The 17,888-nt window shown below is 62.0% G+C and carries 17 protein-coding genes; 8 read left to right on the forward strand and 9 right to left on the reverse strand.

All coding sequences use genetic code 11. The features are described 5' to 3' along the window. The first annotated feature begins 51 nt into the window (after window positions 1–51). The 3 genes from BUB78_RS01775 (at window position 52) to BUB78_RS01785 (ending at window position 2,252) form a co-directional block, all read left to right on the forward strand. Window positions 52–444: a hypothetical protein gene (locus BUB78_RS01775; RefSeq protein ID WP_073194292.1), complete on the forward strand. Its 393-nt coding sequence runs from the start codon at window positions 52–54 to the stop codon at window positions 442–444. Next, window positions 441–1,388 carry a sterol desaturase family protein gene (locus BUB78_RS01780; RefSeq protein ID WP_073194294.1) on the forward strand — a complete coding sequence of 316 codons (948 nt, stop codon included), beginning with the start codon at window positions 441–443 and terminating at the stop codon, window positions 1,386–1,388. The genes BUB78_RS01775 and BUB78_RS01780 overlap by 4 nt, the downstream gene beginning before the upstream one ends. A gap of 288 nt (window positions 1,389–1,676) precedes the next feature. After that, window positions 1,677–2,252, forward strand: a complete 576-nt coding sequence (locus BUB78_RS01785; RefSeq protein WP_073194296.1) for a TetR/AcrR family transcriptional regulator — start codon at window positions 1,677–1,679, stop codon at window positions 2,250–2,252. A 17-nt stretch (window positions 2,253–2,269) separates the two neighbouring features. On the opposite strand, the gene BUB78_RS01790 is transcribed toward BUB78_RS01785, so the two are convergent. From BUB78_RS01790 to cysS, 3 genes are all read right to left on the reverse strand, one after another. Continuing rightward, window positions 2,270–3,043: a squalene/phytoene synthase family protein gene (locus BUB78_RS01790; protein ID WP_084732722.1), complete on the reverse strand. Its 774-nt coding sequence runs from the start codon at window positions 3,041–3,043 to the stop codon at window positions 2,270–2,272. After that, the gene (gene cimA, locus BUB78_RS01795; RefSeq protein ID WP_073194637.1) at window positions 3,033–4,643 is read right to left on the reverse strand and encodes a citramalate synthase; all 1,611 of its coding nucleotides are present in this window, start codon (window positions 4,641–4,643) and stop codon (window positions 3,033–3,035) included. Before cimA ends, BUB78_RS01790 begins: the two co-directional genes overlap by 11 nt. A gap of 220 nt (window positions 4,644–4,863) precedes the next feature. Further along, the gene (gene cysS / locus BUB78_RS01800; protein WP_084732723.1) at window positions 4,864–6,312 is read right to left on the reverse strand and encodes a cysteine--tRNA ligase; all 1,449 of its coding nucleotides are present in this window, start codon (window positions 6,310–6,312) and stop codon (window positions 4,864–4,866) included. A gap of 390 nt (window positions 6,313–6,702) precedes the next feature. On the opposite strand from cysS, the gene BUB78_RS01810 reads away from it, so the two are divergent. Further along, a complete protein-coding gene (locus tag BUB78_RS01810) occupies window positions 6,703–8,265 on the forward strand; it encodes a trimethylamine methyltransferase family protein (protein WP_073194302.1) in 1,563 nt (520 codons plus the stop codon). A 15-nt stretch (window positions 8,266–8,280) separates the two neighbouring features. On the opposite strand, the gene BUB78_RS01815 is transcribed toward BUB78_RS01810, so the two are convergent. Further along, window positions 8,281–8,640, reverse strand: a complete 360-nt coding sequence (locus tag BUB78_RS01815; RefSeq protein WP_073194304.1) for a cupin domain-containing protein — start codon at window positions 8,638–8,640, stop codon at window positions 8,281–8,283. Window positions 8,641–8,781: 141 nt separating this feature from the next. Between BUB78_RS01815 and BUB78_RS01820 the strand changes: the two genes are divergently transcribed. Genes BUB78_RS01820 through BUB78_RS01830 form a run of 3 tightly spaced genes read left to right on the forward strand, consistent with a single transcriptional unit; the run spans window position 8,782 to window position 11,816 of the window. Further along, window positions 8,782–10,338, forward strand: coding sequence for a trimethylamine methyltransferase family protein (locus tag BUB78_RS01820; protein ID WP_073194306.1), 1,557 nt, complete (start codon window positions 8,782–8,784; stop codon window positions 10,336–10,338). 15 nt (window positions 10,339–10,353) lie between these two features. Continuing rightward, window positions 10,354–11,085: an SDR family NAD(P)-dependent oxidoreductase gene (locus BUB78_RS01825; RefSeq protein ID WP_073194308.1), complete on the forward strand. Its 732-nt coding sequence runs from the start codon at window positions 10,354–10,356 to the stop codon at window positions 11,083–11,085. After that, window positions 11,082–11,816: an SDR family NAD(P)-dependent oxidoreductase gene (locus tag BUB78_RS01830; protein ID WP_073194310.1), complete on the forward strand. Its 735-nt coding sequence runs from the start codon at window positions 11,082–11,084 to the stop codon at window positions 11,814–11,816. Before BUB78_RS01825 ends, BUB78_RS01830 begins: the two co-directional genes overlap by 4 nt. Window positions 11,817–11,822: 6 nt before the next feature. Here the strand turns inward: BUB78_RS01830 and BUB78_RS01835 are convergent, their stop codons facing one another. From BUB78_RS01835 to BUB78_RS01850, 4 genes are read right to left on the reverse strand one after another with little or no spacing between them, the layout of a single operon-like run. Beyond that, complete coding sequence (locus tag BUB78_RS01835) at window positions 11,823–13,163, reverse strand: NAD(P)/FAD-dependent oxidoreductase (protein WP_073194312.1); 1,341 nt, start codon at window positions 13,161–13,163, stop codon at window positions 11,823–11,825. Further along, window positions 13,160–14,656: an aldehyde dehydrogenase gene (locus BUB78_RS01840; protein ID WP_073194314.1), complete on the reverse strand. Its 1,497-nt coding sequence runs from the start codon at window positions 14,654–14,656 to the stop codon at window positions 13,160–13,162. Before BUB78_RS01840 ends, BUB78_RS01835 begins: the two co-directional genes overlap by 4 nt. A 3-nt stretch (window positions 14,657–14,659) precedes the next feature. After that, a complete protein-coding gene (locus BUB78_RS01845) occupies window positions 14,660–15,577 on the reverse strand; it encodes a dihydrodipicolinate synthase family protein (protein ID WP_073194316.1) in 918 nt (305 codons plus the stop codon). An 8-nt stretch (window positions 15,578–15,585) separates the two neighbouring features. Next, window positions 15,586–16,290 (reverse strand): GntR family transcriptional regulator, encoded by a 705-nt coding sequence (locus BUB78_RS01850; protein WP_073194318.1) that lies wholly within the window; start codon window positions 16,288–16,290, stop codon window positions 15,586–15,588. A 135-nt stretch (window positions 16,291–16,425) separates the two neighbouring features. Here BUB78_RS01850 and BUB78_RS01855 point away from each other — a divergent pair, with 135 nt between their 5' ends. Next, the gene (locus tag BUB78_RS01855; protein WP_073194319.1) at window positions 16,426–17,376 is read left to right on the forward strand and encodes a GlxA family transcriptional regulator; all 951 of its coding nucleotides are present in this window, start codon (window positions 16,426–16,428) and stop codon (window positions 17,374–17,376) included. A 49-nt stretch (window positions 17,377–17,425) separates the two neighbouring features. Here BUB78_RS01855 and BUB78_RS01860 read toward each other — a convergent pair whose 3' ends face one another. Continuing rightward, window positions 17,426–17,860, reverse strand: coding sequence for a Fur family transcriptional regulator (locus tag BUB78_RS01860; protein WP_073194640.1), 435 nt, complete (start codon window positions 17,858–17,860; stop codon window positions 17,426–17,428). Window positions 17,861–17,888: the final 28 nt, after the last annotated feature.

Consider the following 17,888-nt stretch of genomic DNA (forward strand, 5'->3'; position numbering starts at 1 on the left):
GCGCGCGGCTTTGTCTACATTGAAACCAGAAAGAGATGGGAAAAACGGCTTATGCCTCTCAGTATTCTGCTGCCATTGGTTGCCTGCGGCATCATCGGCATTGCCGTGATCCTGCATCTGCTTGGGCTGTCGCGGGCCGCGCGCCTGGGTGATGCTGGCGTGGCCGAGGCCGCATGGCTGCGCGAGTTTCCTGACGCGCCTCCCTCCCGCGTGATCCTGAGCCAGGACCACCACGCCGCCCTGATCGAAACCAAATCCGGGCCGGGCGTGGTCTGGGCCATGGGCGCCGATACCACCGCGCGCTATCTCGGCGGGGCCCGCATCCGGCGCACGGCCAAGGGCCTGCGCATCGACCTGCCCGATTTCACCGCGCCGCATATCCGCCTGCGGCTTGACCCGGACGAGGCCGCGCAATGGCCCACCCACATGAAGGACAGCGCATGAGCGATATAATCACGTTCCCCGATGTCGTGAATTGGGCGGTGCCGTTTTTCATCGCCGCCATTCTGGCAGAGCTTTTGTGGATCGTGATCAAGCGGCGCGGCGGGCGCTATGAGACCCGCGATGCGCTGACCTCGCTTTTGATGGGGGCGGGCAATGTCGCCAGCGGGATCGTGCTTGGCTTTGTCGCCTATGGGTTTTTCATGGCGCTCTGGGCGATCACGCCGCTTGATCTTGGCACCTCGGCGTGGGTGATTGCGCTATGCTTCGTGCTCGATGATCTGCGTTATTACTGGGTGCATCGCTTTGGCCACCGCATCCGCTGGGTCTGGGCCAGCCATGTGAACCACCACTCAAGCCAGCACTACAACCTCACCACCGCATTGCGCCAGACATGGACCGGAACGTTCACCTTCATGATGGTGATGCGCGCGCCGCTTATCCTTTTGGGGTTTCATCCGGGCATGGTGGTGTTCGTCGGTGGCTTGAACCTGATCTATCAGTTCTGGATTCACACCGAGGCGATCACCCGCCTGCCCCGCTGGTTCGAGGCGGTGATGAACACGCCAAGCCACCATCGCGTGCACCATGGCCGCAATCCGCGCTATCTGGATTGCAACTATGCCGGGGTGTTCATCATCTGGGACAAGTTGTTCGGCACCTTTGTGCCCGAGCTTGACAGCGAAAAGGTCGATTACGGCCTTGTCCATAACCTCGGCACCTTCAACCCGCTGCGGGTCGCCTTTCACGAATGGGTCAGCATTTTTCATGATGCCACGCAGCCGGGCCTGACCTGGCGCGAGCGCCTCGCCTATTGCGTCATGCCCCCCGGCTGGAGCCATGATGGAAGCAAGGGCACTTCATTTGACATAAAAGCGCGCTATATCTCTGATCACCCCGAATCGGCAGGCAGTCCCGGCCTCACCCTTAGCGCGAAACGAAAGTAACGGCCCCCCTAAAGTTGCCCTTCCTCTCACAGGGCGTGCACAGATATGTTATTTGACCAATCGTTCTAAATGAACCAATATGAAAAGGCGCATATTATGCTGCCACTCACGAAAGACCACCACGCGTTCGCCAGTTCCAAGCGCTGCCGAGCCACGAACACCCGGCGCCTTGTGGAAGGGCCCATTACTCACCCTTTTGCAGGGTGCCGGGGAAGTTCACCCGCAACCACCGCACGCCTGCGGCCCGCGTATCGGTTGCCTGACCTCATCACGATGCGGACGCCCTGAATGCCCTGGGAAAAAACATATAAAGAGGCCGACGTTCTGGATGCGGCCATGCGGGCCTTTTGGGAGCATGGCTATCAGGGCACTTCGATGGCCGATCTGGTCAAGGCGACCGGCCTCAATCGCGGCAGCCTTTATGCCGGGTTCAAGGACAAACGTAGCCTCTTCATCGCAGCGCTTGACCATTACGATTCCGTCTATCGCGTCGTTTTTTTGAACCAACTGCGTGAATTGGGCGATCCAAATGCCGCGATCATGGCGGCGTTCAGCGCCGTCGAGACCGGCAGTGACGATCTTCCGGGCGGCTGTTTGATGATAAACTCAACGCTTGAGGTGGCCCCCCATGACCCCGAGATCGCCGAACTGGTCGAGGCGAGCATGGGCCAGGTCGAACACTTTTTTCTCGAATGCCTGCAAATGGCCGAGGCACAAGGCAGCCTTGCCAAAGGTCTGCGCCCGGCCGATACCGCCAAGGTTCTGATGGGCATGATGGTCGGGCTTTTGGTGATCACGCGGGCCAGCCCGCAAAGCCCGGCCGTGGCGCCAATCCTGCGACAAGTGCGTGAAATCCTCGCTTGACGTCTGGCCTGGGTGCCCTACCAAAGCCCGCTGGTTGCGCGCAGCAAGAGCGTCAGGCGGCTGCGCGCCGGGGCGGTATCAAGCGCGCCCTCGGCCACGGCATTTGGCGCGCGCTGCACACGGGCCAGAACCGGGCCGGCCTGCCAGAGCGGCAAAAGCGCAGCGCGCGCCGCCCGCGACACCTTATGGCGCGCACCCCGCGCCCGTTTCAGCCGCGCAAGCCCGTCCGATGCCAGTTCGCGCAGCGCCTCTGGCCGCCCATCCACAAGCGGAATGCGCCCTGCCGCCTCAAGCGCAGGGATCGCGCGAAACCAGTTCGCCAACCCAAGCGCATAGCCCGCATCCGCCAGCACCGCCTTATCCGCTGGCCCCAGAGCCTGCGCAGTGACCGCAAGCAAACTTCCCGATGTGGCGCTGATATAGCGCTCGAACGCGGCCTGATCCTCGAACGGCTCGCGGTAGATATCCCACCGCCGCGCCTCGATCAGGGTCTCTAGCCGCGCCGCGCCCGCGCTGTCCAGCGCATGGGCCAGCGGCGTGACCACCTCGTGTCGGCGCACCGTACCGCCATCGCGGATTTCGCCCAAGGCGTCGCGCCACCATTGCAGGCGCATCTCGGCGATCATCGGCTCTTGCGTGACCCATGGCGCGCGCGCCACCTCAACGTTGAAGGCATAAAGCGGGAACAGCACATGGCGCGCCGCCACCGGCGCCGCCATCGCCGCCATGAACCTGTCGGGATCCCCCCGGCGCAACAGATCGGCGCAGGAATTCAGGTCATCACTCAGCACGCAACAGCTTCCAGTTTATCGCATCCAGAAGCGCCTCGAAGGAGGCATCGACTATGTTCGGGCTGACCCCAAGCGTGGACCAGCGCCGCCCTTGCGCGTCCTCGCTGTCGATGATGACCCGCGTCGCGGCCTCGGTGCCGCCCTGGGTGATGCGGACCTTGAAATCGACCAGCCGCATATCGGCGATCTGATCCTGATAGGGGCCGAGATCCTTGGCGAGCGCCTTGGCAAGCGCGTTGACCGGGCCACGATCACAGCCCGCAGAGTCCATGGATTCTGACACCGACAGCTTTTTCTCGCCATCGACCTTAACCACGACCACCGCTTCGGAGAGGCTGACCATCTGGTCGTACTTGTTCTTGCGCCGCTCGATCGTCACCTTGTAGCGTTTGACCTCGAAGAAGCTTGGCATCTGGCCAAGTTCCTTGCGCGCGAGAATTTCAAAACTCGCCTGCGCGCTGTCATAGCTATAGCCCTGTTCCTCGCGCTCCTTGATGGTATCAAGCAGGCGCGCCAATGCCGGATCGCCGGGCGCGACCGTGATCCCGGCCTCGGCCAGACGACGGCGCAGGTTTGATTGCCCGGCCTGATTGGACATCGGAATGACGCGCGCGTTTCCCACGGTTTCGGGGTCGATATGCTCGTAGGTGCTCGGGTCCTTGAGGATCGCACTGGCATGCAGCCCCGCCTTATGGGCAAAGGCCGAGGCCCCGACATAGGCCGCCTGCCGCATCGGCACGCGGTTGAGGATCTCGTCAAGCTGGCGGCTTATGGCGCTGAGCGAGCGCAGGGCGTCGCGGCTTACCCCGATCTCATAGCGGCTTGCATAGGGCTCTTTCAGCAAAAGCGTCGGGATCAGGGTGGTGAGGTTGGCATTGCCACAGCGCTCGCCCAAACCGTTGAGCGTGCCTTGAATCTGGCGCGCGCCCGCATCGACCGCCGCAAGGCTGGCGGCAACCGCGCTTTCGGTGTCGTTATGGGTGTGGATACCAAGGCGATCGCCGGGAATGCCCGCCGCAATCACCTTTGCGGTGATTTCGCCGACCTCGACCGGAAGGGTGCCGCCGTTGGTATCACAGAGCACGATCCAGCGGGCTCCGGCGTCAAGCGCGGCGCGCAGGCACTCAATCGCATAGGCGGGATTGGCCTTGTAGCCGTCAAAGAAATGCTCGGCGTCAAACAGCGCTTCGCGCCCCTGCGCCACGATATGCGCAAGCGAGCGCGCGATATTCTCGACATTTTCGTCAAGCGGGATGCCAAGCGCGGTTTCGACGTGAAAATCATGGGTCTTGCCGACAAGACAAACCGCGCCGGTGCCCGCATTCATCACCGCCGCCAAGACCTCGTCATTCCCGGCCGACCGCCCGCTGCGCTTGGTCATGCCAAATGCGGTCATCCTGGCGCGGGTTTTCGGAGCATTGTCAAAAAACGCGCTGTCGGTGGGGTTGGCTCCGGGCCAGCCGCCCTCGATGTAATCGACGCCAAGCCGGTCAAGCGCCTCGGCAATGCGGTGTTTTTCGGCGGTGGAAAAGCTGACGCCCTGCGTCTGCTGCCCATCCCGCAGGGTGGTGTCGTAGAGATAGAGGCGCTCTTTCGCCATCATGCTACCCTCGCCTCAGTAACACCCTTGCGCGGAATCAAGGCGCGCCTGCGCGCCGCCGTGCAGCGCCCGACTGCCCCCCGGGCGGGCGCTTTTGCAACGGCGCAGAAACATACAGTCGTGACAGTATTAGGCACCATAAAGCGGCCCACAAAGCCGTCAGAGCGCCCCCCCGCGGTCGGGCCCTGCACGGCAGGCAAACGTTGTGGCAAGAACCGCGTCACTTCAATGCCTCCAGTTTGGCGGGGTCAAAAGGAACGGTAACGTCTGCTTCCGGCCCATCGGGAGTTATCCGCACTTGAATCCCAAGTTCATTCAATTGTGCTTTTAATAGGTCTGCTTCATCAAACCTCTTTTCTTTTCGGAGCGTTTGCCATTTAGAAAGGACTGGCTCTACACAATCTACGCCCTGTTCAACGCGAATATCCTTTATTATTTTAACGCCCTTCAATTGAATGCCTGTTTCTTCCGCCCATTTTCCAAGATCATCACCAAGAAGCCCCAAGAACTCAGCGGAAGCTTTAAGCGCCGCAACCTCGTCCTGTTTCGACAAACTATGCATTCGCATAATTGCCTCTGGCAGATTCAAATCATCCGCGATTGCATCAGAGACACATTCGTCAGAAGGATCATAAGCTACGCCTTTTGTTTGCAGTCGCCATTTCCTCAATGTTCTTTCAGCCTCCCGCGCCTTCTCCGCCGTCCAATCCATCGGCTTGCGGTAATGCGTGCTCAAAAACACGAACCGGATCACCTCGCCCGGTACGCCCTGCTCAAGCAAATCATGCACCGTGAAGAAATTGCCAAGCGACTTGGACATCTTCTTACCCTCGACCTGAAGCATCTCGTTGTGCATCCAGACCTGTGCAAAGCCGCCTTCGGGGTGGGCACAGCAGCTTTGCGCGATCTCGTTTTCGTGGTGCGGGAACATCAAATCGTTACCGCCGCCATGGATATCGAAACTTTCGCCAAGCAATTCATAGGCCATGGCCGAGCATTCGATATGCCAGCCGGGGCGGCCCCTGCCCCACGGGCTGTCCCAACCGGGCTGATCTTCACTCGACGGCTTCCACAGCACGAAATCCATCGGGTTGCGCTTGTAGGGCGCGACCTCGACCCGCGCGCCGGCGATCATATCGTCAACCGTGCGCCCCGACAGCGCGCCATATTTTTTATAGCTATCCACCGCAAAAAGAACATGCCCCTCGGCGGCATAGGCGTGGCCCTTGGCGATCAGGTCTTCGATCATAGCCACCATCTGCGGGATGTACTGCGTGGCGCGCGGCATGAAATTCGGCTCCAGAGCGCCCAAGGCGCCCATGTCGTCGAGGAACCATTGGGTTGTCTCGGCGGTGATCTCTCCAATCGAGCGGCCGCTCTCGGCGGCCCGCGCGTTGATCTTGTCGTCCACATCGGTGAAATTGCGCGCATAGGTCACGTGATCGGGCCCATACACGTGGCGCAGCAAGCGGTAGAGCACGTCAAACACCACCACCGGGCGCGCATTGCCAAGATGGGCGCGGTCATAGACCGTCGGCCCACAGACATACATCCGCACCATCTTTTGTTCCGGCGGAATGTCATCATTGAGCCAATCGAGGGGAACAAATGGTTCGGGTTCCTTGGTCCTCGTTAACGAGTTTCTAAGCTTGATCGGATGGTTGGTCATAATGTCCTCGCGCGCGGGCCTTCGCGGCGGGCTTAGCAACTTCATCGCAACTTGGAAACAGAAGACCGGCCCGCCAGAGAAAACTCAGCGGATAATGCAGCAGATAATGCAGGGTGCGGTGTTCATACGCCCAGACCTAGCCGCGCGCGCCGCCCCGGTCAAGCGCGACGTGACTGGTCCAAAAACGACATCGGTCGGAATCGGGACAGACAGGGGACGCAGAATCGGTTGGGCTGAACCAGTCCAGAGGAGAGACGCCATGCACGCACGCAGCAAGATTGCGCTTGTGATCCGCACCATCGGGGCGGAACGGGGCCGTGCGGCGCGGGGCCGACCGGGGGCCATTTGCGCCCATCCCTTTCCCTGACACCTTCATAGGATTTCCCTACCATGACCGAGACGACAACGCGCCCTGCTTCGGGTCGCACCAGTGGCCGCGCCGGTGGCCGTGCCGCCCGCCGCGAGGCCCGCTCGAACCCGCTGGCCGACAATCTGCGCCCGGTGCGCCCCGGACTGGAGGGCGGCACCTATCGCCCGCTCTCGAACGCCGCGATGGACCGCATCCATCAGGCGGTGCTCGACGCGCTTGAACAGATCGGCCTTGCCGATGCCCCGCCAAGCGGGGTTGAATACCTCACCGGCGCGGGCGCGATCCTTGGGTCTGACGGGCGCATCCGCTTTCCGCGCGCTTTGATCGAGGACACGATTGCGCGGGCCCGCAAGGAGATCACGCTTTTTGGTCGTGACCCCGCCAATGACATGCAGCTTCACGGCAACCGCGTGCATTATGGCACCGCCGGCGCCGCCGTGCATCTGATCGACATCGAGACCAAGCATTACCGCGAATGCACCATGCAGGATTTGCATGATGCCGCGCGCATCGCCGATCAGCTTGACAACATCCACTTCGTGCAGCGCCCGATGGTGTGCCGCGATATCACCGACAACCGCGAAATGGACCTCAACACCGTCTATGGCTGTTGTGCGGGCACCACCAAGCATGTCGGCACCTCGTTCACCGAGCCGGGGTATGTCGCCGATGCGCTTGAGATGCTGCACCTGATCGCGGGCGGCGAAGACAAATGGCGCGAGCGCCCGTTTGTCAGCAATTCCAACTGTTTCGTCGTCCCGCCGATGAAATTCGCCACCGAATCCTGTCTGGTGATGGAGGCCTGCATCGCCGGCGGCATGCCGGTTTTGTTGCTGAGTGCCGGTCAGGCCGGGGCCACCGCCCCTGCCCCGATTGCAGGCGCCATCGTTCAGGCCACCGCCGAATGCCTCGCCGGTCTGGTCTATGTCAACGCGGTCAAGCCGGGGCATCCGGCGATTTTCGGCACCTGGCCCTTCGTGAGCGATCTACGCACCGGGGCGATGTCGGGGGGCTCTGGCGAGCAGGCGCTTTTGACCGCAGGCTGCGCGCAGATGCACAAGTATTACGGCCTTCCAGGCGGGGCGGCGGCAGGCATTGCCGATGCCAAGCTGCCCGATATGCAGGCCGGCTGGGAACAGGCAACCTCGAACGTGATGGCGGGGCTTTCGGGCCTCAACATGGTCTATGAGGCCGCCGGCATGCATGCCTCTTTGCTTGGCTTCTGCCTTGAATCGCTCATTCTCGGCGATGATCTTATCGGTCAGGCGCTGCGCTGTACTCGCGGGATCGAGGTGGATGAGGACACCGTCAGCCTTGAGGTGATCCGCGCCACCTGCATCGGCGGGCCGGGGCATTACCTTGGCGCCGAACAGACCCTGAGCCGGATGCAGACCGATTACATCTATCCCGCGCTTGCGGATCGCTCGTCGCCCAAGGAATGGGTGGAAATGGACAAGCCCGATCTGATCGCCAAGGCGCGCGCCAAGAAGGAAAAAATCCTGTCGGAACGCGCCCGGGCCCGGTTTGACCCGATCACCGATGCGGCCATTCGCGAGCGCTTCAATATCCACCTGCCAAGCTAAGCGCGCGATGCGGCGTCACCTCTGAGGCGCCGCATCCGCCGCCACCCTGTCGTCTTGGGTGCCGGGCGCAGAGATCACCAGAAACTCCAGGTCGCTCTCACTGTCGTTGCGGGCCTGATGGGGCGTATTCGGCGCGATCTCTATGCCGTCCTGCGCGCTGAGGTGAAACATCTCTCCGCCGACCTCTATGCAGAGCACGCCGCTGAGCACGTAAAAGAACTGTCGGGCGCGCGCATGAAAATGACGCTCCTCAGAGGTGCCGGGCGGCATCCGTTCTTGTTTGACCGACAACCCCGGCTGCGCCACCAGAGGCCAGCCATCGCATGTCTCCTGCCAGTGATACTGCGCCGCGCGGGAGGTGTTGATGATGCCCATTTTGCCGAGTCCTTAACTCCTGCCCCATGATACCTCGCGTTTGCGGCGAACGGCAGGTCGGATTTTTATCCGCTCATACCGCAAACCGTCAGATATCCGCGTGCAAGACAGGTCACGGTGACTGCGAAGGAGCCTAACACTATGACCATTGAACTCAAGCGCCCTCGCGGGCGATCCGGTGGGCGCACGACCCGCCGTGCCCTGCGCAGTGTCCATGACATCACCATGCTGCCCGGCCTGAACCGCAAGCTGCCGCTCTGCGAGATCATGACCGGTGCGCAGATCGAACAGATCGACGCCGCCTCGATGGATATCCTTGAAACCGTCGGGGTGCAGTTTCGTGATCCGATCGCGCTGGAAGATTGGAAACGCGCCGGTGCGCGGGTTGAAGGCGAGCTGGTTTTCCTTGATCGCGGCCTTGTGCGCGAGCTGATCGCGAGTATCCCCTCGGATTTTACCTATCACGCCCGTGATCCGCAAAAGAACGTCCGTCTGGGCGGTCCGCATTCGATCTTTGTGCCGATGACCGGCGCGCCCTATCTGCGCGATCTTGACGACGTGCGCCGCAACCCGACGCTTGACGACCTGGCGATGTTCCACAAGCTCTCGCATATGATGCCGGCGCTGCATTCCTCGGCGCATCATATCGTCGAGCCCTATGATCACCCGATCAGCCAGCGTCACTTGCGCATCACCTATTCGTCGATGAAGCACTCCGACAAGACCTTCATGGGCATGACCACAAGCCCGAAGAACGCCGAGGATGTGCTTGATATGTGCGCCATCCTGTTTGGCGCCGAGTTCATGGAAACCCATCCCGTGACAACCGGCAACTGCAACGGCAACTCGCCGCTGGTCTGGGATGAAACCATGCTCGGCTCAATGCGCGCGTTTTGCCGCCGCAATCAGCCAGTGCTCTGCTCGCCCTTCGTTCTGGGTGGGGCCAATACGCCCGCCAGCGTGCCCGCAACGGTGGCGCAGCTTAACGCCGAGGCGCTCTCGGCGCTTGCCTATACGCAGGTGATCCGCAAGGGCTGTCCGGCGATCTACGGGCATTACCTTTCGACCGTCAGCATGAAATCCGGCGCGCCGATGGCGGGCACACCGGAAATCAGCCTGATGAACTTCATGATCGGCCAGATGGCGCGGTTTTACGGCGTGCCGTGGCGCACCTCGAACACCCTTGGCGGGGCCAAGACCTTTGACGCGCAGGCGGGGTATGAAAGTGCCACGACCCTCTCGGCGGTGATGCATGCAGGGGCCAATTACATCTGGCATTCGGCGGGCTGGAACGAGGCCGGGATGCATTGTTCGGTGGCCAAATTTGTCGTCGATGCCGAGCAATGCGCGATGGCCTATCGCATGGCCGAGGGCCCGAAATGGGGCGATTTCGACACCGCCCTTGCCGCCGTGCCCGATGTCGGCCCCGGCGGGCATTACCTTGGCCATCCGCACACGCAGGACAATTTCCAGACCGCGTTCTTCATGCCCGAACTGCTTGACAACAGCGCCATCGGCCAATGGCAGGCCGAAGGCAGCACCGAGATCACCGAACGCGCGCTGACCTATGCCCGCAAGCTTTTGGAGGCCTATGAAGAACCCAAACTCGATGCCGGGATCAACGACGCCCTGCTGGAGTATATCGCCCGCCGAGAGCGTGAAATTCCGGCGGCCGATGCGTTGAACCAAGAGCACTAGGATGGGAAACCCGTGATGGACTTCAAAGGCAAAAAGGCGCTTGTGACCGGGGCCGCTGGCGGCATCGGATCGGCCATCGCGCGCGCGTTAAAGGCCAAGGGCGCGCAGGTCGCCATAGCGGATCGCGATGTCAGCGGGATTGACGCTACGGCCCACCTGCCCGGCGATCTTTGCGATCCGACCTACGCCGACGCCCTGCCCGGCGCCGCAAAGGATGCGCTTGGCGGGCTTGACATCATCTTCAACAACGCCGGCGTGATCACCCGTGGCCCGGTCACCGAAACCACGGATGACGACTGGGCGCTGTCGCTTGGGGTGAATGTCGAGGCACCGTTCCGGATTTGCCGCGCCGCAATCCCGATCATGGCCGCCGCCGGGGGCGGTGCCATCGTCAACACCGCCTCGTGTTGGGGGCTCAGGCCGGGGGGCAACCACGCACTTTATTGCATGACCAAGGCCGCGATTGCCTCGCTCACCCAATGCATGGGGATGGATCACGCCCATCAGGGCATTCGCATCAACGCCATTTGCCCCAATGAGGTGAACACGCCGATGCTGCGCTCCGGCTTTGCCAAGCGCGGGTTTGATCCCGATACGGCGATTGCCGAGCTGGGTAAGACCGTACCCCTTGGCCGGATTGCCGAGGCCGAGGATATCGCCGATGTTGCGCTGTTTCTGGCCTCTGACGCGGCACGCTATATGTGCGGCGCATTGGTGGAAATCAACGGCGGGAAACCGGTGCTATGACGCGTTTTGCGGGGAAAATCGCGCTTGTCACCGGCGGGCGCAGCGGCATCGGGCGCGCCATTGCAACCCGTCTGGCAAGCGAGGGCGCGCGGGTTTTTACCGCACAGCGCGGCCCCGAGCCGGAATTCGAGGGCATCACCGCCGATTTCACCGACCCCGCCAGCCCCGCGCAGGTTGTGCAAGAGGTCACCGCACGCGCCGGTCGCCTTGACGTTCTGATCAACAATGCCGGCATGATGCAAGAGGCGCGGGTCGAGGACATGAGCCTTGAGGATTGGCAGAAAAACCTGACCGTGAACCTCACCGCGCCCTTCCTGATGATCAAAACCGCCCTGCCTCATCTGCGCGCCAGCCAAGGCGCGATTGTCAATGTTGGCTCTATCGAGGGGCTGGGATCAAACCCCGGCCACGCCGCCTATTGCGCCTCGAAGGCCGGGTTGCATGCGCTGACCCGTGCGGTGGCGGTCGATCACGGCGGCGAGGGCATTCGCTGTAACGCGGTGGCGCCGGGGTGGATCGACACCGATCTTAACCTTGATTACATCGCCAGCCTTGGCGATCCAGAGGCCTTTGCCGCCAAGATCGGCACCATCCACCCCGTCGGGCGCAGCGGCAAACCCGAAGAGGTGGCCGCGCTTGTCGCTTTTCTCGCCGCGCCCGAAAGTGGCTTTGTTACGGGCCAGATCTATACGGTCGATGGCGGGCGCATGGCCAAGCTTAGCCTGCCCTGAGCCGCCCTATTCAGCGCGCGCCTGCCATTCCTTGAGGCGCAGCATGGCATTGCCGCCAATCTGTTGAAAGGGCCACGGCGGGAGGCGTTTGGGGCGCGCCTGCGCGGTGAAACTTGACGTAATATCCGAGGCTTGCCCGCAAGCGAGTTCCGCCGCGCCAATGCCGGTCAGCGTGCCGCGCGCGGTGCCAAGGCCGTTTTGCACACAGCCCGCATAAAGCCCCGTCTCGATCTCGCGCATCACCGACACGCTGTTGAGGCTCAGGCATAGATGCCCGGCCCAACTATGCTCCATTCTGAGGCCCGCAAGCTGCGGGAACCGCGCGTCAAACTTACGCCGCATCACTTGGGCGGCGCGGGCAACATCGCGCGGCGTCGGCGTCATGTCGGGGCGCAGCTTGGCACAGGTGCGGGTCACGATCCGGTTGCCGCCCTGGCCGGTGTCAATCCGGCGCATGGTGGTGCCCATCGGGTTTGACGGCGTGATGCCCCAACGCGGCGCACCGCCAAGCCGGCCAAGCGCCTCTGCGTCAAGCTCTGGTGTCATGGTGGCAAACAGGAACAGCTGCATCAGGCGGCCACGCTCAATCCCGAAACTCTCAAGATGGCCATTCACCGTCAGGATCACCCGCCCGGCGCTGATCCGGCCCTTGGGCGTGGTGATCTGCCAGGCCTCACCCTGTTTCTCAAAGCCCGACACCGGGCTATCCTCGAAGATCGCCACCCCGTCGCGCAAAAGCCCCGCGCCAAGGCCGCGAATATAACCCGCCGGTTGCAGCATCACCGTGCCGGGCGTGTAAAGCCCCGAGAGGTAATGCGCGCTGCCCGTAAGCTCCTGCATGGCTTGCGCATCAAGCATCTCGCTCGCCTCATCAAGGCTGGCCAGATGGCGCGCGTAGCTTGCATTATGAGCCTGCGCGGCAGGGCTTGCCGCGCCGTTGACCTTGCCCACGGGATCAAAATAATCCGGCGTAATGCCGTAGTCCTCGACCGCGCTACGGGCAAAGCCGATGGCGTGACGGTTAAGTGCGATCAGCGCGCGGTCATCCCCCGCCCCGGCATAATCCTGCGAATTCAACTCGTGCGGCAAATCAATCATGAAGCCCGAGTTGCGCCCGGCCGCGCCCGACGCCAGACGCCCGGCCTCAAGCACCGCGATGCGCGCCCCCGGCGCAATTTGGGTCAGACGCCGCGCCGCCGACAGCCCGGCAAACCCGCCGCCGATGATCGCGAAATCGGCGGTTTCATCGCCTTCAAGGCGCGCCAGCGGCCCTTGCGCGGGTAAAATCGCGTTCCAAGCGGCTGGCCCCAGATGGGCGGGAAGGCGGCGGGCGGTGTATCGGCTCAACTCACCGCCTCATCCGCGTCATCGGCAAGGTCAATCCAGAGGGTCTTGAGCTGGGTATACTGATCATGGGCATGCACGCCGTTGTCACGCCCGCCAAAGCCCGATTGCTTGTAGCCACCGAACGGCGTCGACATATCACCCTCGCCAAAGCTGTTGACGGTGACCGTGCCCGCCCGCAAGACCCGCGCGCCGCGAATGGCGCGTTTGGCATTGGCGGTAAAGAGCGAGGCACAGAGCCCGTAATCGGTGTCATTTGCCACAGCGATTGCCTCGTCAAAAGAGGCGACTTCGATCACGCTCAGGACGGGGCCGAAAATCTCTTCGCGCGCCAGGGGGTGATCGTTGCCCGCAAGCTCAACCACCGTCGGGCTGATGAAACCACCCTCGGCCGTGCCGCCGAACAGAATATTTTCGGCCTTGTCGAGATAGCCACAGACCTTGTCGTAATGCGCCTTTGACACAAGCGCGCCGACGCGGGTCTCAGGGTCAAGCGGGTCACCGACATTCCAGGCCCGCGCATGCGCCTCGATCCGCGCCAAAAGGTCCGCCTTGACGTCGCGGTGCACGATCAGCCGCGAGGTGGCGGAACAGTTTTCGCCCATGTTCCAGAACGCACCATTGACCACATGCTGGGCCACGCGATCAAGGTTCTCGGCGTCCTCCATCACTATGGCCGGGTTCTTGCCGCCCATTTCAAGCACCACCTCCTTGGCGTTGCTTTCACCCGAATAGCCCAGGAACCGCTTGCCCGTCGTGGTCGAGCCGGTGAAGGACACCATATCGATATCCATATGCCGCCCGATGGGTTCGCCGACCTCTGCGCCGCCCCCCGGCAGCACGTTGAACACCCCGCGCGGCAGGCCCGCCTCGCTTGCCAGTTCCGCCAGCCGCAGCGCGGTGAGCGAGGTCTCCATCGCCGGTTTCACCACAACCGAACAGCCCGCCGCAAGCGCCGGTCCGATCTTCCAGGCCAGCATCAACAACGGGAAGTTCCACGGCAAAACAAGGCCCACCACGCCAATCGGTTCGCGCAGCACCATGGCAATGTGATCGTCCGAGGCAGGCGCGACCTGATCATAGATCTTGTCGGTCAGCTCGGCGTGCCACTTGATGCAATTGATCGCCTCGGGGATATCCACGGTTTCGCAATCAAAGATCGTCTTGCCGCTATCAAGGCTTTCCATCACCGCCAATTCGCGGGCATTGCGCGTCATCAGCTTGCACAGCCGGATCAACACATCCTTGCGCGCGCCGGGATGGATACGCGACCAGCGCCCATCATCAAACGCCTCGCGCGCCTTTGTCACAGCAAGGTCAACGTCCCGCCCGTCACAGGCCGCAATTTCGGCGAGCGGCGTGCCGGTGGCGGGGTTCACGCTTGTAAAGGTTTCGCCGGAAATCGCCGGGCGATAGCCGCCGTCGATAAAGGCCCCGCTTGGAAAATCGAGGGTTTGCGCCATCGCGCCATATTCATCCTGTGTCAGCAAGTCCATCGCTTAGCCCTCCGCCGTGATACTGGCAATTGTGGATTTCAACACGCGCGTGACCTGTTCGAGCGCGCGTTTGTCGTCTTTGTTCAGACCCTTGAGCGGGGCGCGCATGACGCCGGCATCAATCCCGGTCATGGTGACGCCATGCTTGATGGTCTGGATAAACTTGCCCCCCTGCTCAAGCACCCGCATCAGCGGCATAAGCGCCGACATGATCCGCCGCCCCTTGGCAAAATCGCCTTTGAGCACGCAGGCCCGATAAAGCGCGACATGCTCGACCGGCAGGAAATTCGAGCCGCCGCAAACCCAGAACGGCGCGCCCCAGGCGAAAAACTCAAGCGCCTGATCGTCCATGCCACAGCCAAGCTGGATATGCGGATAATCGCGCGCCAGAAGATGCACCCGGTTGATATCGCCCGAGCTTTCCTTGATGCCGCAGAAATTGCGCGACCGCCCGACCCGATCGAGAAACTCGGGGCCCATCATCGTGCCGGTGCGATGCGGATAATTATAGAGCATCACCGGCAGGTTCGCCGCCTTGTCGATGGCAAGCGCATTCAGCGCATTTTCGCGATCGGTCGGCACCGAATAGGGCGGGCTTGCCAGAAGGATCGCATCGGCGCCAATCTCGCGCGCGGCCTCTGCCAGAGCAATCGAATCCTGCGTCAGCATTGCGCCCGTGCCCACCACAAGCGGCACCCGGCCCTTGATCTGATCATGGGTAAAGCGTGCAAGATCAACACGTTCGGGCACGGTCTGGGCATAATTCTCACCGGTCGAGCCGCCGGTGATTATGCCATTCACACCGCTGGCGATCAGGAACTCGATGGTCTCGGCGAGCGCGTCGAGATTGGGGCTGAAATCCTCGAAATAGGGCGTGATGACGGGGGTATAAATGCCCTCGAACTTGAAGATTGGGGTCATTGCGGGCCTCATGCAGGGCTGGAGCGCGAAAAAGAACCCATCGGCACATCAAGCGCCGTGGGCATGACGAAAAGTTCGATCTGGTGGCGAGACAAGTTCCAGTGGTCTTCGGCCAACTGTGCGGCGCGCGCCTCGTCACCGGCCTCGATGGCGGCGATGATCTCATCGTGCTGCGCCGAGGCCTCGGACAGATTCGCGGCCATATCGTTGGTTTGAGGGCGGAAAAAGGTCATGCCGATGCGCGCATGATCTATCAGCAGACGTTGAAACGAGGGCAACAAATATGTGTTGCACGCCATCTCGCCGGTGATCTCGTGAAACCGGTTGTTCGCCAGCGTCCGCTCGACCGGATTGCCCTCGCGAAGTGCCGCGCGAAAATCCTCTTGCGCCAGTTTGAGTGCGGCAATCTGGGGCGTGGTCGCATTGCGCGCCGCAAGCCTTAGGACCGCGCCATAAATCATTGGTGCTGCTAGGAAAAAGTCGCGCAATGTCGTGTGAGAAAGCTCTGCCACGCGCGGCCCGCGATTTTCGCGCAGATCCAGAAAGCCAAGCCCGTCAAGATCGCGAAACACCTCGCGCACCGGGGTCCGCGACAGGCCAAACCTGGCACAGATCGCCACCTCGTCAAGGTCCTCGCCGGGGCGAAGTTCGGTCGTGAGAATGGCACGCTTCAGATCGGCGAGAAGCGCCGCTTTGCGATCCTTTGCAGGCATGATTCACGACCCCTCTTCATTTGGTTGCTTCGACTCACCCCTACAAAATACACTGTGTATACACAACACATTTTTATTGTGTTTCATATGAGTATCGACAAAGTAGTCAAGGCATGCCCCTTTGCGGACCCGGATATGAGCACGACCCAACATTTCTGCTTTTTGCTGATCGAGGAATTCACCCATCTGGCCTTTGCCAATGCGGTGGAGCCGCTGCGCATCGCCAATCTGGTCAGCGATCAGCCGCTTTATCGCTGGTCGTTCAGCGCCGCTGGCGGAACCGAGGTAACCGCGTCAAACGAGGTGACCATCCGGGTGCATCACGGGCTTGACGATATCCCGGCCTGTGACCGCCTTTTCGTGATCGCGGGCACCAACGCGCGCGCCCATATCACCCGCCAGCACCTTGCCGCGCTGCGCCATGCGCGCAGCCACGGCACAGCCCTTGGGGCGCTCTGTTCGGGCAGCTATGCGCTTGCGCTTGCCGGTCTTTTGGAGGGGCAGCGCGCCGCCATTCATTGGGAATTTCACGACGGTTTCGCCGAAGAATTCCCCGATATTTCCCTGGTGCGCAGCGTCTTTGTCGATGATGCCCCGATTGTCAGCGCCTCGGGCGGCTCGGCCACCGCCGATCTCATGCTCAACCTGATTGCCGCGCGTCACGGCGAGGAGCTCTCGATCGCGGTGGCCGACCAGATGGTCTATAACGCCGTGCGCGAAGGCAGCGCCGCGCAACGCGTCTCGCTTCAGGCGCGCAGCGGACAGCGCAGCCCGAAATTGGCCCATGCCATTCAGATCATGCGCGACGCTGTCGAACACCCCCTCTCGATCAGCGTGATCGCCGAGCAGGTTGGCGTCTCCGCCCGTCAGCTTGAGCGGATCTTCGGCAAGCATCTCAATACCTCGCCCAAGAAATACATGCTTGATCTGCGCCTTGAACGCGCGCGCTATCTGTTGCTTCAGACCGAAATGTCGGTGATCGACGTGGCCATGGCCACCGGCTTTGAAAGCCCGAGCCATTTCGCGCGGGTCTATCGCGCGGCCTTTGGCGTGCCGCCCAACCGTCAGCGCAACAGGATGTCCTGACCTGCTCCAGATCAACACTGCCCCGCCGACAACAGGCCGCTCAAATGGATCACGCCGGTCCGGTTACCTTGCGGACATAAAGCTCCATCCGGTGATGGACGATCTCATACCCGAGCTCGGCGGCAATCTCGGCCTGCAGCTTTTCGATCCGGTCCGAGCAGAATTCGAGAACGTTTCCGGTTTCAACGTCGATCATGTGGTCATGGTGCCCGGCCTCTACAGGCTCAAATCGGGCCGGGGCGCCTTCGAATTGGTGGCGCTGTATGACACCCTGAGATTCAAGCGTGGACAGCGTACGATAGACGGTCGAAAGTGAAATCCCCGGCACTTCGTTCTCTGCGCGGCGATGCAATTCGGGCGCGTCGGGATGATCGTCGGCCGCCGCGAGCACGCTCAGGAGCGCCGCCCGCTGTCGTGTGACGCGGATACCGGCCTCGCGTAGCGCCTCGGTCAGATTCTCAATGCCTGCATGTGTCTCACTCATGGCGTCATTTTGCGCGGGCATGGCGCGC

The sequence above is a fragment of the Roseovarius marisflavi genome (assembly GCF_900142625.1).
In the GTDB taxonomy this organism is placed as follows: domain Bacteria; phylum Pseudomonadota; class Alphaproteobacteria; order Rhodobacterales; family Rhodobacteraceae; genus Roseovarius; species Roseovarius marisflavi.